Annotated in this window: 20 protein-coding genes; 8 read left to right on the top strand and 12 right to left on the bottom strand. The window is 61.7% G+C overall.

The window, feature by feature from the left end; translation table 11 throughout:
* The first annotated feature begins 41 nt into the window (after positions 1-41).
* The 3 genes from HKK54_RS15055 (at position 42) to HKK54_RS15045 (ending at position 3398) form a co-directional block, all read left to right on the top strand.
* Positions 42-1418, top strand: coding sequence for an L-serine ammonia-lyase (locus HKK54_RS15055; RefSeq protein WP_169387125.1), 1377 nt, complete (start codon positions 42-44; stop codon positions 1416-1418).
* A gap of 60 nt (positions 1419-1478) precedes the next feature.
* Positions 1479-2774 (top strand): serine/threonine transporter, encoded by a 1296-nt coding sequence (locus HKK54_RS15050; protein ID WP_169387124.1) that lies wholly within the window; start codon positions 1479-1481, stop codon positions 2772-2774.
* A gap of 306 nt (positions 2775-3080) precedes the next feature.
* Positions 3081-3398, top strand: a complete 318-nt coding sequence (locus HKK54_RS15045) for a DUF3509 domain-containing protein (RefSeq protein WP_010176956.1) — start codon at positions 3081-3083, stop codon at positions 3396-3398.
* Here the strand turns inward: HKK54_RS15045 and HKK54_RS15040 are convergent.
* Positions 3395-3883: a phosphate-starvation-inducible protein PsiE gene (locus HKK54_RS15040; RefSeq protein ID WP_003212783.1), complete on the bottom strand. Its 489-nt coding sequence runs from the start codon at positions 3881-3883 to the stop codon at positions 3395-3397. The two genes, HKK54_RS15045 and HKK54_RS15040, sit on opposite strands and share 4 nt — an antisense overlap.
* A 300-nt stretch (positions 3884-4183) precedes the next feature.
* A complete protein-coding gene (locus HKK54_RS15030) occupies positions 4184-4441 on the bottom strand; it encodes a DUF6124 family protein (RefSeq protein ID WP_169387123.1) in 258 nt (85 codons plus the stop codon).
* A 306-nt stretch (positions 4442-4747) separates the two neighbouring features.
* Between HKK54_RS15030 and HKK54_RS15025 the strand changes: the two genes are divergently transcribed.
* The gene (locus tag HKK54_RS15025) at positions 4748-5008 is read left to right on the top strand and encodes a YebG family protein (protein ID WP_169387122.1); all 261 of its coding nucleotides are present in this window, start codon (positions 4748-4750) and stop codon (positions 5006-5008) included.
* A 268-nt stretch (positions 5009-5276) separates the two neighbouring features.
* On the opposite strand, the gene HKK54_RS15020 is transcribed toward HKK54_RS15025, so the two are convergent.
* Positions 5277-5996 carry a dienelactone hydrolase family protein gene (locus HKK54_RS15020; protein ID WP_010176961.1) on the bottom strand — a complete coding sequence of 240 codons (720 nt, stop codon included), beginning with the start codon at positions 5994-5996 and terminating at the stop codon, positions 5277-5279.
* Between the two features lie 204 nt (positions 5997-6200).
* On the opposite strand from HKK54_RS15020, the gene HKK54_RS15015 reads away from it, so the two are divergent.
* On the top strand, positions 6201-7508 hold the full coding sequence (locus tag HKK54_RS15015; protein WP_169387121.1) for an acetamidase/formamidase family protein: 1308 nt from the start codon (positions 6201-6203) through the stop codon (positions 7506-7508).
* A gap of 6 nt (positions 7509-7514) precedes the next feature.
* Here HKK54_RS15015 and HKK54_RS15010 read toward each other — a convergent pair whose 3' ends face one another.
* The gene (locus HKK54_RS15010; protein ID WP_010176963.1) at positions 7515-8534 is read right to left on the bottom strand and encodes a Leu/Phe/Val dehydrogenase; all 1020 of its coding nucleotides are present in this window, start codon (positions 8532-8534) and stop codon (positions 7515-7517) included.
* 186 nt (positions 8535-8720) lie between these two features.
* Here HKK54_RS15010 and HKK54_RS15005 point away from each other — a divergent pair, with 186 nt between their 5' ends.
* Positions 8721-9524 carry a SirB1 family protein gene (locus HKK54_RS15005; protein ID WP_010176964.1) on the top strand — a complete coding sequence of 268 codons (804 nt, stop codon included), beginning with the start codon at positions 8721-8723 and terminating at the stop codon, positions 9522-9524.
* Between the two features lie 42 nt (positions 9525-9566).
* Positions 9567-10391: a class I SAM-dependent methyltransferase gene (locus HKK54_RS15000; protein WP_169387120.1), complete on the top strand. Its 825-nt coding sequence runs from the start codon at positions 9567-9569 to the stop codon at positions 10389-10391.
* On the opposite strand, the gene HKK54_RS14995 is transcribed toward HKK54_RS15000, so the two are convergent.
* The 4 genes from HKK54_RS14995 to hmgA all read right to left on the bottom strand — a co-directional run bounded on the left by HKK54_RS14995 (position 10362) and on the right by hmgA (position 15106).
* Positions 10362-11729 carry an MFS transporter gene (locus tag HKK54_RS14995; protein WP_169387119.1) on the bottom strand — a complete coding sequence of 456 codons (1368 nt, stop codon included), beginning with the start codon at positions 11727-11729 and terminating at the stop codon, positions 10362-10364. The genes HKK54_RS15000 and HKK54_RS14995 overlap by 30 nt on opposite strands.
* Before the next feature lie 146 nt (positions 11730-11875).
* Positions 11876-12520, bottom strand: a complete 645-nt coding sequence (maiA, locus tag HKK54_RS14990; RefSeq protein ID WP_010176967.1) for a maleylacetoacetate isomerase — start codon at positions 12518-12520, stop codon at positions 11876-11878.
* Positions 12521-12532: 12 nt separating this feature from the next.
* Positions 12533-13819: a fumarylacetoacetase gene (gene fahA, locus HKK54_RS14985; protein WP_169387118.1), complete on the bottom strand. Its 1287-nt coding sequence runs from the start codon at positions 13817-13819 to the stop codon at positions 12533-12535.
* A gap of 3 nt (positions 13820-13822) precedes the next feature.
* The gene (gene hmgA, locus HKK54_RS14980; RefSeq protein ID WP_169387117.1) at positions 13823-15106 is read right to left on the bottom strand and encodes a homogentisate 1,2-dioxygenase; all 1284 of its coding nucleotides are present in this window, start codon (positions 15104-15106) and stop codon (positions 13823-13825) included.
* Between the two features lie 119 nt (positions 15107-15225).
* Here hmgA and HKK54_RS14975 point away from each other — a divergent pair, with 119 nt between their 5' ends.
* On the top strand, positions 15226-16017 hold the full coding sequence (locus tag HKK54_RS14975; protein ID WP_169387116.1) for an IclR family transcriptional regulator: 792 nt from the start codon (positions 15226-15228) through the stop codon (positions 16015-16017).
* Positions 16018-16152: 135 nt separating this feature from the next.
* Here HKK54_RS14975 and HKK54_RS14970 read toward each other — a convergent pair whose 3' ends face one another.
* From HKK54_RS14970 to HKK54_RS14955, 4 genes are all read right to left on the bottom strand, one after another.
* On the bottom strand, positions 16153-18642 hold the full coding sequence (locus HKK54_RS14970) for a LuxR C-terminal-related transcriptional regulator (RefSeq protein ID WP_169387115.1): 2490 nt from the start codon (positions 18640-18642) through the stop codon (positions 16153-16155).
* Positions 18643-18916: 274 nt separating this feature from the next.
* A complete protein-coding gene (locus HKK54_RS14965) occupies positions 18917-20284 on the bottom strand; it encodes a DUF1329 domain-containing protein (protein WP_010176972.1) in 1368 nt (455 codons plus the stop codon).
* Between the two features lie 26 nt (positions 20285-20310).
* Positions 20311-22101: a DUF1302 domain-containing protein gene (locus tag HKK54_RS14960; protein ID WP_029616183.1), complete on the bottom strand. Its 1791-nt coding sequence runs from the start codon at positions 22099-22101 to the stop codon at positions 20311-20313.
* Positions 22102-22585: 484 nt separating this feature from the next.
* Positions 22586-23497 (bottom strand): SDR family oxidoreductase, encoded by a 912-nt coding sequence (locus HKK54_RS14955; protein WP_169387114.1) that lies wholly within the window; start codon positions 23495-23497, stop codon positions 22586-22588.
* Positions 23498-23975: the final 478 nt, after the last annotated feature.

Below are 23975 nucleotides of genomic sequence, written 5' to 3'. Positions count from 1 at the left end.
GATGGCAGCGATTCCTACTCCATTGCTTGTAAGGGTTTAGCATGGCTATCAGTGTTTTCGATCTATTCAAGGTGGGCATTGGTCCTTCCAGCTCCCATACCGTCGGCCCAATGCGGGCGGCGGCGACCTTCGTCCAGGCGCTGACCGACCAGCAATTGCTCGACGAAACCCGTCGCGTCGAAGTGCGTTTGTACGGCTCGCTGTCCGCCACCGGCGTCGGCCATGCCACCGACCGCGCCTGCGTAATGGGCCTGATGGGCGAATGGCCAGACAGCATCGACCCCACCAGCATCGGCCCACGCATCCATCAACTTCGCGAGTCCGGCCAATTGCTGCTCGCCGGCCGCCACTCGATTGCCTTCAACTGGCAACACGACCTCCTGCTGCTGGACGAAAGCCTGCCCTACCACCCCAACGCCATGTCCCTGCACGCCTACGGCAAAAACGGCCTGTTGAGCGAACAGACGTACTACTCGGTGGGCGGCGGGTTCATCATCGAAGCGGCGGAAGCTGAATCCGGCATTGCGCCTACCAGCGAAGTGCAATTGCCCTACGACTTCTCCAGCGCCGTCGAACTGCTGGCCTTGTGCAACAAACACGGCCTGCGGGTTTCCGAATTGATGATGGCCAACGAGCGGGCTTGGCGCAGCGATGCCGAGATCCGTAACGGCCTGCTGCATATCTGGTCGGTGATGCGTGAATGCGTCGAACAAGGCCTGCGCCACGAAGGCATCCTGCCCGGCGGCCTGGATGTGCCACGGCGCGCGGCGAAATTGCACCGCAGCCTGTTGGAAATCGGCAAACCCAACGTCATCACTTCAACCTTGTCGGCCATGGAATGGGTCAACCTGTTCGCCCTCGCCGTCAACGAAGAAAACGCGGCCGGCGGGCGCATGGTCACCGCACCTACCAATGGCGCGGCGGGGATCATCCCGGCGGTGTTGCACTACTACATGAAGTTCAACCCGGACGCGTCCGACGATGACGTAGTGAATTTCTTCCTGGCTGCCGCCGCCGTCGGCATCCTCTGCAAGAAAAACGCCTCGATCTCCGGCGCCGAAGTCGGCTGCCAGGGCGAAGTCGGTTCCGCCTGCGCCATGGCTGCTGCGGGCCTGGCCGACGTGCTGGGTGCGACCCCGGAGCAACTGGAAAACGCCGCCGAAATCGGACTGGAGCATAACCTGGGCCTGACCTGCGACCCGGTCGGCGGGCTGGTTCAGGTGCCGTGCATCGAGCGCAATGCCATCGCGGCGGTCAAGGCAATCAACGCCACGCAAATGGCCCTGCGCGGCGACGGCAAACACTTCATCTCCCTGGACCGGGTGATCCGCACCATGCGCGACACCGGCGCCGACATGCACGACAAATACAAAGAAACTTCACGGGGCGGCCTGGCCGTTAGCTGGGTGGAATGCTGAGGAGCATTCCCTGACCGTCCCAACGTGAGCCCGCGCAAAAATAATAACGAGGCAATAACGATGACCGATGTACGTACACCTGCTGCCGAAAATCCCGCTGTAGACCTGACCACGACCACCGTAACAACCGGCTGGAACAAACACGACACCACCTGGATGCTGGGCCTCTACGGCACCGCCATCGGTGCCGGCACCTTGTTCCTGCCGATCAACGCCGGCGTCGGCGGCTTCTGGCCGTTGATCGTGCTGGCGTTGCTGGCCTTCCCGATGACCTTCTTCGCCCACCGTGGGCTGACGCGCTTTGTGTTGTCGGGCAAATCCGGCGACATCACCGATGTAGTGGAAGAACATTTCGGCATCGGCGCCGGCAAGCTGATCACCTTGCTGTACTTCTTCGCGATCTTCCCGATTTTGCTGGTGTACAGCGTGGCGCTGACCAACACCCTGACCAGCTTCATGGAACACCAACTGCACATGGCAGCGCCGCCCCGGGCGATCTTGTCGCTGGTGCTGATCCTCGGCCTGATGGCCATCGTGCGCTGCGGCCAGGGCGTGATCGTCAAGGCCATGAGCGTGCTGGTGTACCCGTTCGTCGCCGCCCTGCTGCTGTTGGCGGTAAGCCTGATCCCCAACTGGAACGGCGCCTTCTTCGCCTCCGCCAGCGAAGGCATGCCCCTGCCGGTGTTCTTCAAGACCTTGTGGCTGGCGATCCCGGTGATGGTGTTTTCCTTCAACCACTCGCCGATCATCTCCGCCTTCGCCGTCGATCAAAAACGCGTGTACGGCCCGCAGGCCGAGCGCAAAAGCAGCGGCATCCTGGCCATGGCCCACAGCATGATGGTGCTGACGGTGATGTTCTTCTGCTTCAGCTGCGTACTGGCTCTGTCGCCGGCTGACCTGGCAGCAGCCAAGGCGCAGAACATCTCGATCCTGTCGTACCTGGCCAACCATTTCCAAACGCCGGTGATTGCCTACGCGGCACCGTTGATCGCGCTGGTGGCCATCACCAAATCCTTCCTGGGCCACTACATCGGCGCCAGCGAGGGCTTCCAGGGCCTGATCGTCAAATCCCTGCGCGGGCGCAACCGCAGCATGTCGGCCAAGTGGCTGGAGCGCTGCACCGCACTGTTCATGGTGCTCACCTGCTGGGCCGTGGCCACGTTCAACCCGAGCATCCTGGGCATGATCGAAACCATGGGCGGGCCGATCATCGCCTGCCTGTTGTTCCTGATGCCGATGTACGCCATCCGTCGAGTGCCATCTTTACGCCAGTACTCGGGCCAGGTGTCCAACGTGTTTGTGGTATTGATCGGCTTGATTGCGCTGTCTGCGATCGTTTTTTCGGTCATGCCCTGAAACAGGACACACTCACCACGACTTGAGTGAACGCCGCACCCTGTGGGAGCCGGGCTTGCCCGCGATGGCGGTGGATCAGTGGGTATAAATGCCGGCTGATCCTCCGCAATCGCAGGCAAGCCAGCTCCCACAGTTAATTCAAGGCAATGCTGAACGCTTGTACGGCACGCCCCTTGCTGTACAGCTACTGAGGAAAACGGACCTTGTGAAAACCTCAGCGAGAGAATGGCCGGTGGTCAGGAAACGCGAACTAATCCCGACACCGGTCGTCAATGACTGCATGTTCTTATCAGGCGGTAACGCACCATGGACAATCCTTTTCAGATCATCACCGACACCTTCGCCCCGAAATACCGGGTCAACTTGAGCATCCAACGGCTGGACGGCAGCATCATGCTGACCCTGTCCGACGAAGACGGCGTAGTGGCCAAACGCATGATCAGCGCCGAACAACGCAACGACCCGCAGCGGCTGAAACGGCTGGTGCAAAGTGTGCAGTTCGGGATTGCGATTGAGCAGGGGCACAGCGCGATTGAGATATTGGCGGTGATGACCGACGGGGACAGCCACAAAGTGTTGCAGCGGCCGCCGGTCAGCCGGCCGCCGCTGAGTGCCGGGCTTTAAAGCTCGCCTTTCTCTGTTTCAAGGCTCGCCTCGCCCTTGCGGCGCGGGCCTTCGACCTTCACCGACGGAAACGCCGACGATGCATACCGCACCACCAGAATCGCGAACGCCAACAGCAGAATCCCACCGCACAGGTAGATGATGCCGATGTCGGGCGGGTTGTGGTGGGACACGTTGGAGATCAGCAGGCGGGTCAGCGCGGTGATCGCCACGTAGATCAGGAAGCGCACCGGCATGTGGTTGGTCTTGAAGTAAATCCCGACCATCGCCCCCAGTTCCAGGTAGATGAACAGCAGCAAGATGTCATCGATCTTGATGTGCCCCGTTTCCAGCATCCCCAGAAATTCCATCACCGCTGCATAGGCGGTCACCGCACCAATGGCGAACAGCGCCAGGTAGTGGAAGGTCTCGACGAACAGATTTCCCAAGGACTCGGCCAGTTGGTGCACGGTCTTGCGCAGGTTTTCAGCCCAGTTGATTTTCACGATGATGCTTCCTTAGGTCGGCTCGACCGGATAATGCGGGTTGGACGTGACGGTTTCTCTGCATGCAGAAAAAAGGCCAGGGAACAGGGAGTGAGATGGTGGCGGGGTGACATTAGGCACTTATCTTGCTGCTTGCCGGGTGTGATGATCGTTCCCACGCTCTGCGTGGGAATGCCGCCCCGGACGCTCCGCGTCCCATGCCCCATGGTTTCGCGCAGAGGTGACGCGGAGCGTCACGGTATGCATTCCCACGCAGAGCGTGGGAACGATCCAACGATCCCGGTGACCGGGGGATTTAGGTCAGGTCGGGGCGACTTGATCCAACGCTTGATCGACCAATAAACCACTCATTTCCAGCAGTTGATGGATCGCCAGAAGCAAACTTCGCTGTGGACCCTCAAGCTCAAAAGCCAAACTGCTGGCCATTTCACGGGCACTGTTCAACGTTTCGCTGGCGTTGGCGAGTAACGTTTCGGTGTCAGTATTTGGGGTCACAGCGAAAAGCGCGGTAGGCGGTTTTAGAGGCGATTCAGAAAAACAGGCAGTCATTTTTACCATGGTGCAATTCCTTGGATTTACAAGATGTTTGCTCCTTAAATTCGAGCCGCCAAACTCGTGTACCGCATAAGCGAAGCCCGGAGAAGGTAAGCCACTGAACGACGCCCCTGCAACCCCAGCAACCTGTGAGAAGTTTCCGATAGGGCAAACCAGCATTTGCCAGCTACATTAAAAAGCCACTACCCAAAGCCCATGGATTGGCTTATGCTTTTAGCTGTATATAAATACAGTAGTCGCGAGAACACTTGGCGACACCCGAACCAAGGGCAACTCCCTTCAATACTGCACCGATGACGAGGCCGAAAAATGGCTGTTGAAACCCTGTATCGCAGTACCCGTGACCTGGAGACTACATTCGTGGATCGCAAACTTGCCGACGCACACGACCAGATGCTTGAACTGGCAGAGTCCCTGATGGAAGTGCTGCTGAAAAACGTCGAAGGCTTGAGCGAGAAGCAGGCTGAAGATGCCGGTATTTTCATGGCCAAGAACCGCGCGGCGTTTGCGGCGGCGTTCAAGAACAATGCGAGTGTATTGGCCGAGATTGGGCAGCCAGAGGCTGAGTGATGCGTTGCCGTTTGTCAGCGGGATTGTTGTAGCTGGAGTTTATTGTGGTGAGGGGGCTTGTCCTGTGGTGAGGGGGCTTGTCCCCCGCTGGGCTGCGCAGCAGCCCCAGTAAGAGCACCGCATTCCTTCAGCAGGTACACCATTGCTTGTTTTGGGGCCGCTTCGCAGCCCAGCGGGGGACAAGCCCCCTCACCACAGGACCAGCCCTTTCACCATAGAAAGCCCTCACCACAGGGTTATGTGTAGGCCGGTAAAGCGTGTTTTATGCCTACCACAAGGTCTTGCCAAAGAACGTCAACGTGCGGTCCCACGCCAGTTGCGACCAGGCGGCATCGTATTGCGTGTCTGCAATCCGACCATCACCAATCGCCGTCTCGTTGGCAAACGCATGGCGCGCCAGGTAGCGATGGAAAGTCGCGTCCACACCCGCTGCGTGCAGTTTTGACTCCAGCTCAGCCACGGTGTCAATGTTGAAGAAGGCATCCTGCGTGCCCCAGTGCCCAATCAGCGGCGCCTTGATTTTCGACGCATCCAGATACTCCAGCGGCGGGAAGCCGTACCACACCACGCCCGCAGCCACTTCCGCAATTGCGTTCAGCGCCAACAACGTCAACGCCCCGCCCATGCAGTAACCGGTCACGCCGACTTTTTTCGAGTCTGCCTGCAGGTACTGCACAGCGCCCTTGATGTCCTGGGAAACCGCATCGCCAAAATCCAGACCATCCATCAGGTGGTGAGCTTCTTCCTCTTCCACCGTGGAGGCGCCGCGATAAAGGTCCGGCACCAGCACCCGGTAACCGCATTCCGCCAAGCGGTTGGCCACGCCCTTGATCTGATCGTTGACGCCCCACCACTCCTGGATCACCACGATCGCCGGCGCGCCTTCGAGTACTGCCGGGCTGGCCAAGTAGCCGTTGACGTCCCCGCCATCCGGACGTTTGAAGGTGATCATGCGCCCGCTGGAGCGCCCTGCTGTTTGTTTGGACATGCCAACCTCGTTCTGATGGGTTTGATAACAGAGATATCTGTATTTGCCCGTGTCCGCCACTGCGGGTGTATCAGAGTGTGTATGGATGCGCCTCAGATACACACGGACCGGCAATCGCGGCAGCGCGACACACGACAGATACACACCGGCGGTTAAGTGATGAAGCCTGTTGAACATTCAATCACCCAGGGCCAGGAAAACAAAATGAATAACCTCCCAGCTGTCGACCGCCTCAGCGTCACGTCCTACACCAACGGCCTGCTCGGCCCCAGCCAGAAAATGCTCGGGCCACTGGCCGACGGGGGCACCTTGATCACCGGCACCCCGCCCGGCTGCTGGGGCCCGATGATCACCCCGGCCTTCGAGGGCGGCCATGAAGTCACCCAGCCGGTGTTCATCGCCGGGGCAGAAGTTGGGGACGCGGTGGCGCTGAAGATCACACGCATGCGGGTCACCTCCCTGGCCACGTCCTCGGGGGTCATGAGTTTTGTCGAGGGGCGCTACCACGGCGACCCGTTTGTCGCGAAGTTCTGCTCCAACTGCGGGCAAGAGCACCCCGCCAGCCACGTCGAAGGCATTGGCGAAGACGCTATCCGCTGCAATGCCTGCGGCGCCGAAGTCAGTGCATTCCGCTTCAGCAATGGCTACGTGATCGTCCTGGATGCCGAGCATCAGGTGAGTTTGACGGTCAACCAGGCCGTGGCAGACCGCCTGGCCGGCAAGGCCTCGGACCTGTCGGCGCTGCCCGAACTGTCGGCCCAGCATTCGATCCTGTCCCTGGCGCGCGCCGACATCCCCGGCCTGGCTGCGCATATGCGCCCGTTCCTGGGCAATATCGGCACCACGCCTTCACGGGATCTGCCGGACTCCCACAACTGCGGCGACTTCGGCCAGTACCTGGTGGGCGCGCCCCATCGCTACAGCATGACCCACGAAGAACTGCACGCCGCGAAAACCGATGGCCACATGGACACCAATTCGGTGCGCGAGGGCTGCATCCTGATCTGCCCGGTGAAAGTCCCCGGCGCCGGGGTGTACATGGGTGATATGCATGCCCAGCAGGGCAACGGCGAAATTGCCGGGCATGCCACCGATGTGTCGGGAGAAACCGAACTGACGGTGCACGTGATCAAAGGCCTGAGCCTGGACGGTCCGATCCTGCTGCAAAACCTCGATGACCTGCCGCCCATGGCGCGCCCGATGAACGCGGAACAACGCCTGCGGGTGAAGGCATTGGGCGAGCGCTGGGGCCAGGTGGAGATCGAGGAGAACGCCCCCATCACCTTTATCGGCAGTGGGACAAATCTTAATGTCGCGACAGAAAACGGACTGGAACGCGCCGCCGCCGTGACCGGGCTGCCGATCGACGAAGTGCGCAACCGCGCGACCATCAACGGTTCCATCGAAATCAGTCGCCTGCCGGGAACCGTGCGGGTCACGATTCTGTGCCCGATGCACATCCTTGATCGTATGGGCGTGGGCCAATTGGCCCGGGAGAAATATCAGCGTTGACCCGCTTCAGCGGTACAGCAACCGCTCCGCCAGCTCATCCGCCACCCGCGCGGGTGAGCGTTTTTCCGCCTGGGCGTGGGCGAAGATTTCGGTCAGGCGGGTGCCGATGTTCGACAGGTGCGCGGTGATGGTTTCCAGCTCTGCGCCACCGTGCTTGAGGGCGACGTAGATCAGGCCGCCGGAGTTGATCACGTAGTCCGGCGCGTAAAGAATCCCACGCCCTTCCAGTTGATCGGCCACTTGCAGGTTGGTCAGTTGCGCACTCGCAGAGCCGGCTACCGCCGCGCAGCGCAACTGCGCGACCGTGTAGCGGTTGAACACCGCGCCCACGCCACAGGGCGCAAGGATGTCGCACGGGGTGCTGAGCAAGGCTTCGTTGGCAATCGGGTGCGCGCCCAGTTGTTCCATGGCCAGTTGCACCTTGCCGTGGTCGATGTCGCTCACCAGCAATTCGGCCCCGGCGGCGTGCAGTTGCTCGGCCAGGGCATAACCGACGTTGCCCAGGCCCTGGATCGCCACGCGCAAACCTTCAAGATTATCGCTGCCCAGGCGGGCCATGGCGGTGGTGCGGATGCCGGCGAATACCCCCATGGCGGCGTGAGGCGACGGGTCGCCGGCCGCTGTGGTGCTGGTGACATAGCGGGTCTGCTGGGCGATGCAATCCATGTCGGCCACGGAGGTGCCGCTGTCGATGGCGGTGATGTAGCGGCCATCAAGCTGCTCGATGCAGCGCCCAAAGGCTTCAAACAGCGCGGCGCGGCTTTCGACATGGGCGGGGCGGATGATCACCGCGTTGCCGCCACCCACCGGCAAACCGGCCAGGGCAGCCTTGTAGCTCATGCCTTGGGCCAGGCGCGCGGCATCCGCCACGGCACTTTCATCGTCGGGGTAAGAGAGGTAGCGGCAACCTCCGAGGGCGGGGCCCAGGCGGCTGTTGTGGATGGCAATGACCGCCTTCAACCCGGTGGCCGGGTCGACGCTCAGGTGCAGCGATTCAAGGCGGGTGCTGTGCATGAGCGCAAACATCGTCGAGCTCCCGAATCACTTCTTGTAGGCGCCAAGTATAGGACTGCCAGCGAAAGCCTGCTGAAGCGCGCAGGAATAAGGCCACCGGTTTTAAAGGGTTTGCGACATAAACAGGCAGGGCGTTTCTCAAGGTACTGGACGAAAGTGCACAGCAAGGCTAAAACGAGACATCCGCCGGAGAACCCAATGAATCCCCGCAAAGCCTTTTTCGCCTGCCTGGAACGGTCACCGCCCGCGCTGTTTGAAGCTGCGCTGTGGATGGCGGCCGAGCACGACCCGGCAGTCGATCCTTTGGCCATCCTGCAGGACTTCAAGGTGTTGCAACAGTTGGTCAGCCTCAGCATGCCGATGCTGCCGCCGGATGAACTGGGGCAACCACTGCTACGGCGCATGAACGACCTGGGGTTTGCCCAGGATGACCACACGCCACTGCGCCCCGCCGCCGCCCTGCTGGACAAGGTGTTGAAGCGCAAGCGCGGGCAGCCTCTGGCATTGGGGCTGATTGCCCTGGAACTGGCCCGACGCCTGGACATTCCCCTGGTGGGCGTCAACTTTCCGGGACACTTCCTGTTGCGCGTACCGGGGGCCGATCATCTGCTCGACCCCTGCGGCGGCCGACGGCTGTACCCCAACGACTGCCGCGAACTGCTGACTCGCCAGTACGGGCCCAATCTCAAATTGCAGGCCGACCACCTGCACACCGCAGAACCGCGTTCGATCCTGCAACGGCTGTCACGCAATCTGCGCCAGTTGCACCTGTCCAACGACGAGCACTTGGCTGCGCTGGTGGATGCCGAGCGGGTGCTGGAGCTGGGCAATGCCAGCGCCGCCGATTACCTGGCCCGGGCCAGTTTGTATCAGCGCCTGGATTGCCCGAATGCCGAGCGTTTTGACCTTGAGCATGCATTGATGCTCAGCGAAGACCCGATCCAGCGCCTGCGCCTGACCGAGCGGCTGGGGCATTTGCCGCCTAACTCTGTGGTGCATTGACCGGCTTGGCGTAAGCTGTACCGCCCCATGGATGAGGTTGTCATGCCCCTGCGCTCCCCCGCCGAACGTTACCTCGAAGATTTCCACCAGCGCCAGCCCGGCACCACCAGCGCGGCGTTCGCCGAACTGAGGGCGGTGAAATACAGCTCTTCCTATGCCGCGTTGACGGCGCACGTGCCGGCAACACACAGCCCACTCACCGTCCTGGACCTGGCCTGCGGCGATGGTTATCTGCTCAAGCTGCTGGCCGACCGTCAGCAACCCGGCTTGCAACTGATCGGTGTCGACATGAGCCAGGCAGAACTCGACGCCGCCCGCGAGCGTCTTCCAGTTGAGGTCACCCTGCTCAAGGAACGCGCCCAATCATTGAGTGTGGCTACAGCCAGTGTCGACGTGCTGCTGTCGCACATGGCGATCATGCTGATGGATGACCTCGACCAGGTGCTGCAAGAGGTGCAGCGAGTCCTGCGCAGCAGTGGCACATTGGCAGTGCTGATTGGCAGAAGCTTTCTACTGGGCCCAGTCGGCGTGGCGTTTCTGGAAGCCTTTCGTCCAATCGCCGAGGAAGACCGCCTGCCCAACCTGCCGATGGGCGACCCGCGCACCCGCAATGAAGCCGGCTGGCACACGTTGCTGGAAGACCACTTCAGCGACCTCAGCGTCGAAGATATCGACGTCCATTGGCAGCCTCAGCCAGAGGAACTATGGACGTCATTAAAAGAAACCTACGATATCGACCGGCTGACACCGCCCGCCAAGGCCCGCCTGAAAGAGCGTTTCCTGGCCACCATCACCCACCTTCGGCAGCGTGATGGCAGCGTGTCCACCGGGTGGGGGTTACGCGTGATCAGCGCCCGGCGCCGCTAACGCATCAGCGCCTTGTGACACCGTGCTCTTTGGCGAGCGCACCTGGATAATCAACAACGCAGCAATCACCGCCGGAATCGCACAGAAGAAGAAAATCTGCTGCACCGGAATGTGCATCGCCAGCAGCAGGCTGCCAAACAGCGGCCCCAGGATCGAACCAAACCGGCCGACGCCCAATGCCCAACCGGTACCGGTCGCTCGCACGTGAGCCGGGTAGAAGTTACTGGCGAACGCATTCAGGGTCAGTTGGCCGCCGATGATGCAGAAACCCGCCGCGAACACGCAGGCCACCAGATAGCGCGGATTGTCGTGGTTCAGGCCCAACAGAATGGTGCACACCGCGGCCGCCGCGAGCACGCCGGACAGCAGGCGCACTTTGCTTTTCAGCCGGTCGGCAAACCAGGCCATGCCGATGGCGCCCAAGGTCCCGGCGAACAGGAACATCGAGGTCACGAGGTTGGCTTCGTTCAGGCCCAGGCCGCTTTCCAGCAACAGCGAAGGCAGCCAGCTGATCATGAAATACAGCAGGATCAGGCTGACAAAAAACGTCGCCCACAGCAGCAAGGTCGGGCGTGCGTAACCATGGCGGAACAGCTCCACCACCGTCAGTTTGCTACCTTGCTCCTGTCGGTTTTCTGCCTCGCTCGCTGGCGGCGGTTGCCAGCCCGGCAACATCCGCGCGGTGACTTTTTGCAGGCGCGTATACGGCGGTGCGTCACGCAGCAGGCGCGGCAGGGATTCGGGCAACATCCAGGCGAGAAACGGGAACAGCAACAACGGCGTCACGCCGCCGGCCAGGAACACCGCCTGCCAGCCAAAGCTGTCGATAAACCCGGCGGCCACGAAACCGCCCGCCGCGCCGCCAAAGGAGAAACCACAGGCCGCGAGCGTCACCATCAACGTGCGCAGGCGCGGGGGCGAATATTCCGACATCAAGGCCATGGCGCTGGGCATCGCGCCGCCCATGCCGATGCCGCAGATAAAGCGGGCGGCCATCAAGGTATTCAGGGAATTGGCGAACACCATCAGCACCGTGAGGCTGGCGTAGATCAGCACGCAGCACAGCAGGATGCGCCGCACACCAAAACGATCCGCCAGTGGCGTGACGGCCAGGGAACCGAGGGTCAGCCCCAACAGGTTGGCGCTGAACACCGGGCCGAACGCGGCTTTTTCCAGGCCCCAGTCCTTGGCCAGCGCCGGGACCACGTAGCCCAGGACCTGGGCGTCGTAGCCGTCGGTGACCAGCAACAGAGCCAGCAACAAGAGAATCAACCACTGATAGCGCGACACCGGACGGGCGTCGAGTGCCGCACGAAAGCTGGCAATCTGATTGTGCATCGCAAGGGACCTGTGTTGTTTTTATATTTTTTTGGACACGCTGTAGATCAACTGTGGGAGCTGGCTTGCCTGCGATGGCGGTGTATCAGTAACAGATACCTAACCTGACACATCGCTATCGCAGGCAAGCCAGCTCCCACATTGATTTATGGCGTGTCAGGGGTATCGGGTTGATTCGCCGGATGTGCCTGCATGAACGCCGGATGCTGCGCCGCCAAGGCCGCCACCCGCTGAATGCGCGGATACGCCGCCAACGACACCTTGAACCGCTCCGCCGCATACAACTGCGGAATCAAAAACGTATCCGCCATCCCCGGCTGGTCGCCAAAGCAATAGCCCTGATCACCGATCAACTGCTCCACCGCCGCCAGGCCCTGGCTGATCCAGTGCCCGATCCACTCCAGCACCTGCGCTTCATCGTGCCCCCATTGCTTGAGCAAGTTCTGGGTGCTGGAGTTGTGCAGCGGATGAATGTCGCAACCGATAATCGACGCCACCGCGCGCTCATGGGCACGGGTCGCCAGGTCCCTGGAAAGCAGCGGCACCTGTGGATAACGTTCCTCCAGGTACTCGATGATCGCCGGCGACTGAATCAGCACATCGCCGTCATCGGTACGCAAGGCCGGCACGCGACCCTGGGGGTTGATCGCCAGGTACTCCGGCTGGTGATTGGCGCCGCCCTTGGGCACCAGCAGGTTGACCGGCACCGCGGTGAAATCCAGGCCCTTCAAGGCCAACGCGATGCGCACCCGGTACGACGAAGTGGAGCGGTAGTAGGTATAGAGTTCCATGGCCCTGCCCTCTCAGCGCGCCGCGACCACGGTGCCCCGGCATTCGCCGAAGCCGATGGAGGCAAACCCGTCGCGGGTGCAGCGGGCACGCAGGATGATTTCGTCGCCGTCTTCGAGGAATTTACGCACTTCACCGGAGGCCAGCTCGATCGGTTTTTTACCGCCTTCGGTGATCTCCAGCAGGCTGCCAAACTGACCCGCCTCTGGCCCCGACAAGGTGCCCGAACCAAACAGGTCGCCGGCCTGCAACTGGCAGCCGTTGACGCTGTGGTGCGCCACCATTTGCGCCACGGTCCAGTACATGTGTTGGGTGTTGCTGAGGGTCAGGCGATGGGCCGGCAGGTTCTGCTCACGCATCGAGGCGGTGGTCAGCAGCACTTCCAGTTCGATATCAAAACCACCGGCAGCCTGGTCGCGCTTGTCCAGCAGGTAGGGCAGCGGTTGCGGGTCGCCTTCAGGGCGCGCCGGTTGTGCCTTGCGGAACGGCTCCAGGGCTTCAGCCGTCACCACCCAAGGTGAAATGCTGGTGATAAAACTCTTGGACAGGAACGGGCCCAGCGGCTGGTATTCCCAGGCCTGGATATCCCGCGCCGACCAGTCGTTGAGCAGGCAGAAACCGGCGATGTGATCAGCGGCGTCGCCGATGGCAATCGAGTCGCCCATGGCATTGCCCTGGCCGATCCAGATGCCCAGTTCCAGTTCGTAATCCAGGCGGGCGCAGGGGCCGAAGGTCGGCTCGGTTTGACCGGCTGGCAGGGTCTGGCCTTTCGGGCGGCGGACGTCGCTGCCCGACGGGCGAATCGTCGACGCGCGCCCGTGGTAGCCGATCGGCACGTACTTGTAGTTGGGCAGCAGCGGGTTGTCGGGACGGAACAGTTTGCCGACGTTTTGCGCGTGCTCGATGCCCACGTAGAAGTCGGTGTAATCGTTGATTTTGGCTGGCAGGTGCATCTCGCAATCGGCCGCCAGGTGCAGCGCACTTTCCAGTTTGCCTTGCAGGCTGCTGCCTTCTGCCAGCAGTTCCAACAGGCGCTCACGCAGGGCCACGCGCGGGCCACGGCCGAGTTCGAAAAACGCATTCAGTTGACCGCCAGCAGTGGCTTCAACGGCACGCCGGGCTTCGCCCTCAAAGCATTCCACAGCGGCCTGCAGATCAAGAATCTGCTCGCCAATCGCCACGCCACTGCGCGGTGCCGAACCGTTGAGGCTGAACACACCCAGCGGCAGGTTTTGCAGCGGGAAATCCCGGTGACCGTTGGCGGAGGCCACCCAACTGCGGGTGAGATTAGGCTGAGTCATGGGTTATCTCCGATTCGGGTTGAAGGTTGCAGGCAGCGAGGCCCAGCAAGCGTCGTAGGAAGGTTGCAGTTGCGGGCATTCCAGCGCGAACTGTGTAGGACGCAGCACCTGGCTGGTCTCGAACATGAACGCCATGGTGTTATCAATCTTGTGGGGTTCAAGCGTCGCGTTGATGGCCTTGGTGCAGGTCTCGCCATCCGGGCCATGGGCGCTCATGCAACTGTGCAGCGACGCGCCGCCGGGCAGGAAGCCTTCGGCCTTGGCGTCGTAGGCGCCCTGGATCAGGCCCATGTATTCGTTCATCAGGTTGCGGTGGAACCACGGTGGCCGGAAGGTGTTTTCGGCGACCATCCAGCGGGGCGGGAAAATCACGAAGTCGAGGTTGGCCAGGCCGTGCACGCTGGTGGGCGAGGTCAATACGGTGAAGATCGACGGGTCGGGGTGATCGAAACTCACGGTGCCAATGGTGTTGAAGCGGCGCAGGTCATATTTGTACGGCACGTTGTTACCGTGCCACGCCACCACGTTCAGCGGTGAATGATCCAGCTCGCAGCCCCACAGTTCGCCGAGGAATTTCTGCACCAGTGTGGTCGGTTGCTTGAGGTCTTCGTAATGGGCGACGGGCGTGAGGAAATCCCGTGGGTTGGCCAGGCCATTGCTGCCGATCGGGCCGAGGTCCGGCAGGCGCAGCGGTGCGCCGTGGTTTTCGGCGACGTAGCCGCGGGCCTGGGTATCCAGCAGCTCGATGCGGAATTTCAGGCCGCGTGGCAGCACGACAATTTCCAGCGGCTCCACGTCCAGCACGCCCAGTTCAGTGGCGATGCGCAGGCGGCCCTGCTCGGGAACGATCAACAGTTCGCCGTCGGCGTTGAAGAACACGCGGTCCATGGAGCGGTTGGCGCGGTAGGTGTAGATACTGATGCCTGAGGTTTTTTCCGACCCGGCGTTGGCGACCATGCCGACAAGCCCGTCGATGAAGTCTGTCGGCTCATCCGGAATATCCAGCGGGTTCCAGCGCAAGCGATTGGGCGTCACGGCGCCCAGCGGGCCACCGGCCAGTTGCCGCTCCAGCTTGACGAACGCCGGGTGATTGGCCGACGGCTGGATACGATACAGCCAGGTGCGCCGGGCTTCGCTGCGGGCCATCGTGAAGGCGGTGCCGGAGAAGAGTTCGGTGTACAGCCCGTAGGGCGCTTTTTGCGGGGCGTTCTGGCCGACGGGCAATGCACCGGGCAAGGCTTCAGTGGCAAATTCATTGCCAAAACCCGATTGGTATTCGAGGGTCATGGATCATCCTCTGAGCGGAAGTTGTTTTTATCGTAATCCAGTTACGCATAACGTAATTTGATACCTGTTGACCGTCAAGCTATAAAGACGCCCATTCGTCTTTCGGATTCATGCCCTCCATGGAAAAGCCGCCCGCTCCCCGCGACACCGGTAAACAGAAAGTCCGCTCGGCTGAAGTGGGCACCGACATCCTCAAGGCCCTGGCTGAAATGTCGCCGGCCACCTCGTTGTCGCGCCTGGCCGAGCATGTGCAAATGCCGGCGAGCAAGGTCCACCGCTACTTGCAGGCGCTGATTGCCTCAGGCTTTGCCGAACAGAACACCGCCACCAACCATTACGGGCTGGGCCGCGAAGCCTTGCGTGTGGGGCTGGCCGCGCTGGGCAGCATGGACGTGCTGAAAGTCGCCGCCCTGCCCCTGGCGGAACTGCGGGATGAACTGAATGAAACCTGCTTCCTGGCCGTCTGGGGCAACCAGGGCGCAACGGTGGTGCATATCGAGCCGGCAGTGCGCGCGGTGACGGTAGTCACGCAATTGGGGTCGGTGTTGCCGTTGCTCAGTTCGTCCACCGGCTTGGTGTTCAGCGCCTTCCTGCCGTCGCGGGAAACCGTGGAGTTGCGTGAGCGGGAGATTCAGGCGGGCGTCGCCCATGCGTTGGCGGATGACCAGGCGTACGCCACCACCTGCGCGCAGATCCGCCAGCGCGGCCTGCATTTTGTGCACGGTTTGCTGATGCCCGGCGTGGACGCGTTGTCGGCGCCGGTGTTTAACGCGGTCGGGCAAGTGGCGGCGGTGTTGACCGTGGTGGGGCCGACGTCGTTGTTCCATGCCGATGAAGACGGGCCGGCGGCGAAGCGTTTGTTGGCGGCGACCCAGGCGGTGAGTTGGCGCATGGGTTATCAGCTTCCCTGACACAACGCCGTTCAACTGTGGGAGCTGGCTTGCCTGCGATAGCGGTGCATCAGGTTAGCTATCTGCCACTGACACACCGTCATCGCGGGCAAGCCCGGCTCCCACATTAGCCTGCGTTGATTTCGAGATTAGAGTTCAAGCCATCAATCCCAGCGTCTTGGCCTTGGCCACTGCCTGGGTGCGCCGCTCTACGCCCAACTTGCTGTGAATGCGCCGCGCATGGGTCTTCACCGTGTGCAGCGAGATAAACAATTGGCCGGCAATTTCCAGATTGGAATTGCCCTGGGCAATCAACTGCAGCACCTCAAGCTCACGCTGGCTAAGGGGATTTTCCCCCGCCGCCGCCGGGCATTCCTGCGGCTCCAGCCCCAACGCGCTCAACAACCCCGGTTGCCTGAGCCGCAACTCGCGAATCGCCTGCTGCACCTGGCAACGCCCCGCGAGTTCCAACCCGGCTTCCAGCGAGCGCACGGCCAACGGTCGATCACCGACTTGCCAGGCCACTTCCCCCAGCACCAACTGCAACTCCGCCTCCAGGCACAGCATGCCCCGCTGCCGGGCGGTCTCCAGTAACGCGCTCAGGCGGGCGACGGGTTCTTCGGCGCGGCGCAATTTCACTTCGGCCAACACCTGCAAATACTCAAGGCGCGGGATCAATTCAAGGGTGGCCGGCGGCGCCTGTTTGGCCTTGGGCCCTCGGTAGTGGCGCAGCACGCGGGTCACTGCTTCCAGGGTCAGCTCGGCGCGGCCCTGTTGCAGCCAGAAATGCCCGCTGAGCAATAGCAGCACAGCGCGGTACACGGTGTCGGGCACCTGGCGTTGTTGCATCAGGCGCTCGGCGTCCCGCAACTGGATAAAGGCCTCGGCGTAATCGCCCTTGTTGGCCGCCAATAACGCCAGGCCGAGGTAGCCATAGAGCACGCGTTTGTCCTGGCTGTGCAGGCACATGCCCAGGCCGGATTCGAAGCATTCGGCGGCCACCGCATCGTGCCCCTGGCGCAGGGCCAAGTGACCACGTCGCAACGAAATCCGGCCTACCAACGGCCCGGCCTTGAGCCGCTGTTGCACCAGCATCCGTTGCACGTTTTCCAACAGGCTCTGGGCCCGATAGGGTGCGCCACGTTGCTCCAGCAACTGCGCATGATCCAGCTCCAGCAACGCCTCCAGCAGCAATGAGCCATGGGACCGCGCCAGGCACAATGCCTCGCGGTTCAGCGCCTGGGCCACGTCCAGTTCGCCACGCAGCAGAGCCTGCTGGGTCAAGCCCGACAGGCACATCAGGCGCGAGGTCCAGGCGCTCTCGGGCAAGTCTTGCAGGGCTTCGAGAAAATGCTCGCGGGCCCGCACAGCTTCGCCGCCCAGATGCAGCAGCCAACCCCATTGCGCCTGCCAGCGGGCCAACAGGTAGCGCTGCAGGTGCGCGGTCGGTTGCGGGGTGAAACGTGCCAGTTGATCGATGCACAACGCCGCCTGATCGAAGCGCCCGGCAAACAACAACGCCGCCGTCACCAAGCCCACCAGTTGCGCCGAACCCAGCATCAATTCATCGCCATGTTGCTCATGCAGGCGCAACAAGAGCACGGCGTTTTGCTGGCGGAACAGGTCTTCGAAACTGAAATGCTGCAACAGGCTCACGGCCACTTCGTACTCTTCGGCCAGCAGCGCCTGTTCAAACGCCGCCTGCCAGTCCTCGGCGGCGGTAAACCATTGGCAGGCGCGACGGTGCCAGGAGCGCTTGGCCGGCCAGGGTTCGTCGCGCAGCAGTTGCGCCAGCGGCGGGAAAATTTGCAGCCAGTCGGTGGCGTCTTCCCAGGGCTCGATAAAGGCGCCCAACGTCTGCAAGTCACGCAGGTAGGCGCCCCCGTCGCCAAAACCGAACAGGTGGTCGCACAGGCTCGGGTTGAAACGTGGCAGGTGCGCAAGCACGCGCCAGGCTTCGGCCAGTTCCGGGGCCAGGCCACTGAACAGCTCGTGTTGCAGGTAGTCGAGCAAGGTTTTGTCGGGGTGCCCGTCGCTTTCAAGCAAGGCGATACGCACACCGGCGCACCAGCCGGCGCTGAACGCCAGCACCTTGTCGGCGCGGGGCCCGGCCAGGTGCTGGAGCTCGGTGTGGTCAAACGCCAACTCGGCCGCGCTGCATTCCCACAGTTCATCGTCGAGCAACAGCCGGGGCCAGTTACACGCCGGGCGCCGCCGCGCGCCGATCCACCAGGTTAAAACGGGACTGCTGGCCGCCAGGATGCGATCGAGTAACGCATCCAGTTCAGGCGCCGGCGCCCGGCAAAAGTCATCGAGAAACAGCCAGGCAGGTGCTTGCCAGCGGTTCAGGGCCAGCAGCAGCGTGGGTTCATCGACAAAATCGAGGCCGAGGCTTTGGGCCAGGCGCTGACATAAATCCAGGGCCGCGCCGTTCAACGGCAACCAATGCACCTGGCAATCCGCAGGCGCTTGCAACGCGCACTCGGCGAGCAGCGCACTCTTGCCACTGCCAGCCGGGGCGCAGAGCAACTTCACCCGCGCGGGAGCGCTGAGCAATGGCCCGGCCAGGCGTGGGCGCAACAGGTGATGGGGCGACAAGCGTGGCATGAATCCAGGACGATCCAGACAACGGGTCATGGCGGTCATTACTGCGTCCCTGTTTTTTATTATTAGGCGGCGTGCCCCCTACCCTAGTCCTGTGGTTGGCGGTTGTTGAGGAGTATTCAGCAGGCTGATTGCCGGGCATAAAAAAGCCGGGAGCGCAAACGGCCACCCGGCATGAGACTCAGCGTTGAAATGCGTTCCCGTGTGGGAGCTGGCTTGCCTGCGATAGCGGTGTGTCAGGTCAGGTATCTGTTACTGATACACCGCTATCGCAGGCAAGCCCGCTCCCACAGTTTGAGCGCATCTCAATCAGCTTTTAGCGCACGCCTTCAGAGCGCAAGGCTGCCGGCGTGTAGTCGGCCGCCTTGGCCGCAAAGCCGAACACGAAGCTGCTCTTCTCTTCGTTCTTCATGCCCAGCGCGATGTAGCGCCCGGCGATGATGTCGTACAGGGTCTCGACGGTGTAGGCCGGCACTTGGTGGTCATAGTAGAACTGCGCATGCCCTTCGGCGACGCGCCACAGTTGGCCGCGACCGTCGTAGTGATCCACCAGCGCGACTTGCCAGCTGTCTTCGTCGATGTACATGTGGCGCTTGGCGTAGATGTGCCGCTCGCTTGGCTTGACGGTACCGATCACTTCCCAGACCCGGTGCAGCTCGTAGCGGGTCAAATCCTGGTTGATGTGCCCGGCCTTGATGATGTCGTCGTACTTGAGGGTCGGCGAGTCGAGCTTGTAGCTGTTGTAGGGAATGTACATTTCCTTCTTGCCCACCAGCTTCCAGTCGTAGCGATCGGGGGCGCCGGAGAACATGTCGAAGTTGTCCGAGGTACGCAGGCCGTCGGCCGCGGTGCCGGGACCGTCATAGGCCACTTGCGGCGCACGGCGCACCCGACGCTGGCCCGCGTTGTACACCCAGGCCAGGCGCGGTTCCTTCACCTGGTCGAGGGTTTCATGCACCAGCAGTACGTTGCCCGCCAGGCGTGCCGGGGCAGTCACCGATTGTTTGAAGAAGGTCAGGACGTTGGCGCCCTTGACCGGGTCCATGTCCGGGATCAGTTGCGGCACGGCCACTTCTTCTTCGAAACGGATCGGCGTGTAGCTCCCGTTGGTCTGCGGCGTAGCCTGGGTAATGATGCGCCGCAGGTTGCCCCCGTGGTAACGGGTGATGTGGTTCCACAGCACCTCCACGCCGTTCTTCGGAATCGGGAAGGCGTAGTAGCGATTGCCGGTGAAATTCTCCAGGCCGTTGCCGTCGTTGATCGCATGCACGTTGAGCGCGCTGCGCTTGATCGAGTCATAGATTTCCGGCGGCAGGTTGACCGTGCGGTGGGTCGGGTAGACCGGGATTTTGTAAGTCTCGGGGTAGCGCTTGAACATCGCCACCTGGCCTTCGGAGAGCTTGTCCTTGTACTTGTCGACCGTGGCCGCGGTGATCACGAACAGCGGTTTTTCATTGGCGAACGGGTCGGCGAGGAAGCCCTTGCTGTCCACTGCGCCGGCGTTTTTCGGAATGCCGCCGGTCCATGGAGGGATCGAACCGTCGGCGTTGCCGGCCTTCTCGGCGCCTACCGGGGTCAGGGTGGTGCCCAGCTTGGCCGCTTCTTCCGGCGACACCGCGGCCATCACGTTGGCCGCCAACAGGCTCAGTGCCAATACGCCGCATTGCAGAATCATCTTGCGCATAGTCTCTTGTCCTTCTTTAAGCCAAATCAGAAGTTCACGCCAAAACTCAGGGCGATGAAGTCGCGGTCGGTGAGGGTGTTGTAGTCCCCGCCAAAAAAGTCGGTGTAGCTCAGGCTCGCGGTGTAGGTGTTGCGGTAGTCCGCATCCACGCCCACGCTGATGGCCTTGGCCCCTTCGTTGAACAGGCCGTTGGGCCCGTAGCCGCTGACGTCCTGGGACCACGACACGTTGGGCTTGAGGTTGACCCCGGCAAACACGTTGTTGTAATCGAGGATGGCCCGGGCGCGATAACCCCAGGAATTGGCCGTGACAAAACCGTCGGTGTCGCCGCCGAAGCCGTATTGGCCGTAGACCGAATCGCGGCCGTAACGCAGCTTGGATTTCGCCTCCAGCCCGCCGACATGCACGAAGGCCGCTTCGCCCACCAACGTCAGGCGTTCAGCGCCCAGGACCTGGTCGAAGAACTGGGTCATGGTGCTCTGGATCTGGGTGATTTCCTTGCGGCGGTAGCCAGCGTTATCGGCACCGAAGGAACTGCTGATCGGTGAGGCGGCGTTCCCGGCAATCGGGTTGACCAGGGCCAGCGTCAGGTCGGTGGTGTTGAGCTGTACGGGCGCATTCGGGCGGTAGCTGATTTCGCCGGTCCAGGCCGTGCCGGTGGGCAAGGTGGTGGAAAAGCTGGCGCCGAACAGGCGGATATTTTCCGGGTAGTCGAGGTAATACTGGCCACGGCCGAGCATCGTGCTTTGCGCCAGGCCGGAGCCGGAGCCCGGGGCGATACCATTGGCCGCGTTGACGATGCGGCCAATGGTTGCCAGGTTGGTGTTGGCGGTGATGGTACCGACCGTGGGCGTGCGACTGTGATAGTTCATGAAGTACAGGCCGTACTCCGTGTCATCGCCCAGCCAGCGCAAGGCCATCCCGAACTGGCCGCCATCGCGTGCCTCGCGGTCTTTTGCACGCTGAACCACCACGCCTTCGTTGGTGACCTGGAAGCCCTGGCCAAACGCCGCCGCCACGGGTTGCAACGGTGCAATTGCCGGGCTGCCAACGGTGTAGTTACCGTTACAACCGTGGGCCACCACGTCGTTACCGAAGAAGGTGCCGCAGTTATCCACCACGGTGTTTTCCCAGTTCAACTGGTAGAAGCCTTCCACGCTCAGTTGGTTGGTGAGGCTCTGGGATGCAAACACCATGTTGACCGGAATCAGGCCTTCCTTGATCTCGGCACCGGGCCGGCGAAAGGCTGAGACGTCAATCGGGTTGATGCTGTTGATGGAGTTGCCGATGAACGTACTTTCGCCCCAGCTGACCACCTGTTTGCCGACACGCACGTTGCCCGGCAAATCACCGATGGAATAGTTGTGGTAGACGAACGCATCCAGCAACTCGTAACCGGAAGAGCGCGCGCCCTCGTCGCGGTGGTTGTTGCTGATCTGCTTGAATTCGCGGTCTTCGTCCTGCAGTTCGAAGTCGTACCAGTACTTGCCGCGCACGAACACGCCGCTGTCGCCGTACTTGAGCTCCAGGTCGTGGATGCCCTTGAAGATTTTGGAGAACGTCTCGCCCTTCTTGAAGTTCAGGCGACCGTCATCACCGGTTGAGGCTTGCCCCGTGCCGCCGTTGGGAATGCCCACCAGCTTTTTGTCGGCGTCGCGCATGCCCCAGCTGGCACCGACCGACAGCGAGGAGTCGAATTGCCCTTCGATCTCGCCGATGTTGAATGAAACAGCCTGCGCCTGGGCACAGCAACCCAAAGCAACCGCAGCGGCCAGCGCCTGTGGCCTGAAGATGGCGCGCATTGTTGTTCTTGTCATGCGTCTTCCCCGGTGGTGTGACAGAAGGCCCCACCCTACTGCCCGCCATCAGGAGCGATAAGCGCACCAAGGAGGTATTCGTGTTGTCGCCCGAAAGGATGACGGGCCGCTCTGGGCGGGGTATTGGCGGGGGCATGGACGAGATGGATGAAGGGTTATCAGGAGGATGGATGAAGCGCTAACGTCACTGTTGCCGGTTTGGTAACAGTCCTTGTCCTGAATCGCTATTTTTCATTCTGTAACAAAAGCCTATTCTTGCTTGGCTTTCAGGGCAAACCGCCCGCTTCCCCTCCCGGGAAGAACAGCCAGATTTTATGGATTGATCACTGTTTTCAATCTGTTACCGGTGTTCACTGACGTTGATTTATTGCTCCTTGATCAAACGTCTTACTTCAGCCGCTGCCTTTGCAGTGGCTTTTTTTTGCCCGAAATAAAGCGGGGCGCCATGGCGCCCCGGGTTGATTAAAACTTTTTCATGCAACGATCAGAGGCTGTACTTCTGCAGGTTGGCCATCATCTCCTTCAATGCCTCGATAGTGTCCTTGGGGTGAGCGGCCCCTTCAAAGTCGCAGATTTGCTGCCAGTGAGCGGCGACATCATCCGGCGAGAAACCGGCTTCAGGGTCGAACCCCACTCCCAGGCTGCGCTCCCAGCGGGTCTTGCCGATCCAGCCACCGCCCACCTCAAACAGCCCGGAGGTTTCCTGGCACGCTTCGCTGCCCAGGTACACCACCAGCGGGCTGATCAGTTCCGGTTTGAGGCGCTCGAAGACTTGCGGCGGGATCAAGCCCTCGGTCATGCGTGTACCGCCGGTGGGGGCGATGGCGTTGACCAGGATGTTGTTCTTGCGGCCTTCCAGCGCCAGGGTGCGGGTCAGGCCGTACAGGCCGAGCTTGGCCATGCCGTAGTTGGACTGGCCGAAGTTACCGTAGATGCCCGAGGTGGAGGCGGTGAAGATCACCCGGCCGTAGGCTTGTTCGCGCAGGTGGGGCCAGGCGGCGCGAGTGACTTTGTAGGCGCCTTCGACGTGCACGCGGTAAACCAGGTCCCAGTCGCTGTCTTCCATCTTGTGGAAGGTTTTGTCCCGCAGGATCCCGGCGTTATTGACGACGACGTCGATGCGACCGAAGGCGTCGAGGGCGTTCTGGACGATTTTGTCACCGTCGGTGACGGAGTCGTGGTTGGCCTCGGCGATACCGCCGGCCTCACGGATTTCGGCCACCACGCGATCGGCCGCCGAGGCGTTGGCGCCTTCGCCCTGGGTTGAGCCGCCAAGATCATTCACCAGCACTTTGGCGCCGTGTTTGGCGAACAGCAGTGCGTGGGCGCGACCCAATCCGCCGCCGGCGCCGGTGACGATCACGACCTTGTCTTGGAACTGCACAGGCTCACTCATTGGGAACTCCAGGGGCGGTTAGGGATAGATGAGTGGAGTGTCAGGCACGGGGCTTTTGGTCACAATAAATACGGTTGGGGGTGAATGGTGTGCGATAAGGCTGGGGGATGATTGGTGTTGCCTGGGGGTGGGTACATATCCGTTATTTGGGTGATGGCTGGTATGGGTTCCGCTCTTACAGCGGGTCACTTTTGAAAGGAGCCCAAAAGTAACCAAAAGGCTCTTGCCCCACCACTCGGCACCTCGCTAATGCTCGGTGTGCCCTCACTCCGGTACTACTCCGCGGGCCGCCGCGACGGGGCGTCCCTGCCCCGTCGCGGCTAAACCGGCGTCCTGCCGGTTTACCCGCTCCGTACTACCTGCGTTCGGCCAGCGTGGTTTAACGGGGCGCCTAAGATCAAGATCAAAAGCAGATCAACAGCACAGCGGCCTACAGGCCGGCTTGAGTGGTGTGAAGCAAAGGCAACATCAAGATCAA

Origin of the sequence: Pseudomonas sp. ADAK13, assembly GCF_012935715.1 — a bacterium.
In the GTDB taxonomy this organism is placed as follows: domain Bacteria; phylum Pseudomonadota; class Gammaproteobacteria; order Pseudomonadales; family Pseudomonadaceae; genus Aquipseudomonas.
This window is presented reverse-complemented; position numbering and strand designations above follow the sequence as displayed.

Excerpts from the sequence above, each read along its gene's own strand:
- hmgA (WP_169387117.1), bottom strand. The coding sequence starts at position 15,106 with ATGACCCTCGAATACCAATCGGGTTTTGGCAATGAATTTGCCACTGAA.
- maiA (WP_010176967.1), bottom strand. The coding sequence starts at position 12,520 with ATGGAACTCTATACCTACTACCGCTCCACTTCGTCGTACCGGGTGCGC.
- HKK54_RS15005 (WP_010176964.1), top strand. The coding sequence starts at position 8,721 with ATGAATCCCCGCAAAGCCTTTTTCGCCTGCCTGGAACGGTCACCGCCC.
- HKK54_RS15010 (WP_010176963.1), bottom strand. The coding sequence starts at position 8,534 with ATGTTTGCGCTCATGCACAGCACCCGCCTTGAATCGCTGCACCTGAGC.
- HKK54_RS15050 (WP_169387124.1), top strand. The coding sequence starts at position 1,479 with ATGACCGATGTACGTACACCTGCTGCCGAAAATCCCGCTGTAGACCTG.
- HKK54_RS15030 (WP_169387123.1), bottom strand. The coding sequence starts at position 4,441 with ATGGTAAAAATGACTGCCTGTTTTTCTGAATCGCCTCTAAAACCGCCT.
- HKK54_RS15020 (WP_010176961.1), bottom strand. The coding sequence starts at position 5,996 with ATGTCCAAACAAACAGCAGGGCGCTCCAGCGGGCGCATGATCACCTTC.
- HKK54_RS14960 (WP_029616183.1), bottom strand. The coding sequence starts at position 22,101 with ATGACAAGAACAACAATGCGCGCCATCTTCAGGCCACAGGCGCTGGCC.
- HKK54_RS15055 (WP_169387125.1), top strand. The coding sequence starts at position 42 with ATGGCTATCAGTGTTTTCGATCTATTCAAGGTGGGCATTGGTCCTTCC.
- HKK54_RS15025 (WP_169387122.1), top strand. The coding sequence starts at position 4,748 with ATGGCTGTTGAAACCCTGTATCGCAGTACCCGTGACCTGGAGACTACA.
- HKK54_RS14995 (WP_169387119.1), bottom strand. The coding sequence starts at position 11,729 with ATGCACAATCAGATTGCCAGCTTTCGTGCGGCACTCGACGCCCGTCCG.
- HKK54_RS14965 (WP_010176972.1), bottom strand. The coding sequence starts at position 20,284 with ATGCGCAAGATGATTCTGCAATGCGGCGTATTGGCACTGAGCCTGTTG.
- HKK54_RS15000 (WP_169387120.1), top strand. The coding sequence starts at position 9,567 with ATGCCCCTGCGCTCCCCCGCCGAACGTTACCTCGAAGATTTCCACCAG.
- HKK54_RS15015 (WP_169387121.1), top strand. The coding sequence starts at position 6,201 with ATGAATAACCTCCCAGCTGTCGACCGCCTCAGCGTCACGTCCTACACC.
- HKK54_RS14955 (WP_169387114.1), bottom strand. The coding sequence starts at position 23,497 with ATGAGTGAGCCTGTGCAGTTCCAAGACAAGGTCGTGATCGTCACCGGC.
- HKK54_RS14975 (WP_169387116.1), top strand. The coding sequence starts at position 15,226 with ATGGAAAAGCCGCCCGCTCCCCGCGACACCGGTAAACAGAAAGTCCGC.
- fahA (WP_169387118.1), bottom strand. The coding sequence starts at position 13,819 with ATGACTCAGCCTAATCTCACCCGCAGTTGGGTGGCCTCCGCCAACGGT.
- HKK54_RS15045 (WP_010176956.1), top strand. The coding sequence starts at position 3,081 with ATGGACAATCCTTTTCAGATCATCACCGACACCTTCGCCCCGAAATAC.
- HKK54_RS14970 (WP_169387115.1), bottom strand. The coding sequence starts at position 18,642 with ATGACCGCCATGACCCGTTGTCTGGATCGTCCTGGATTCATGCCACGC.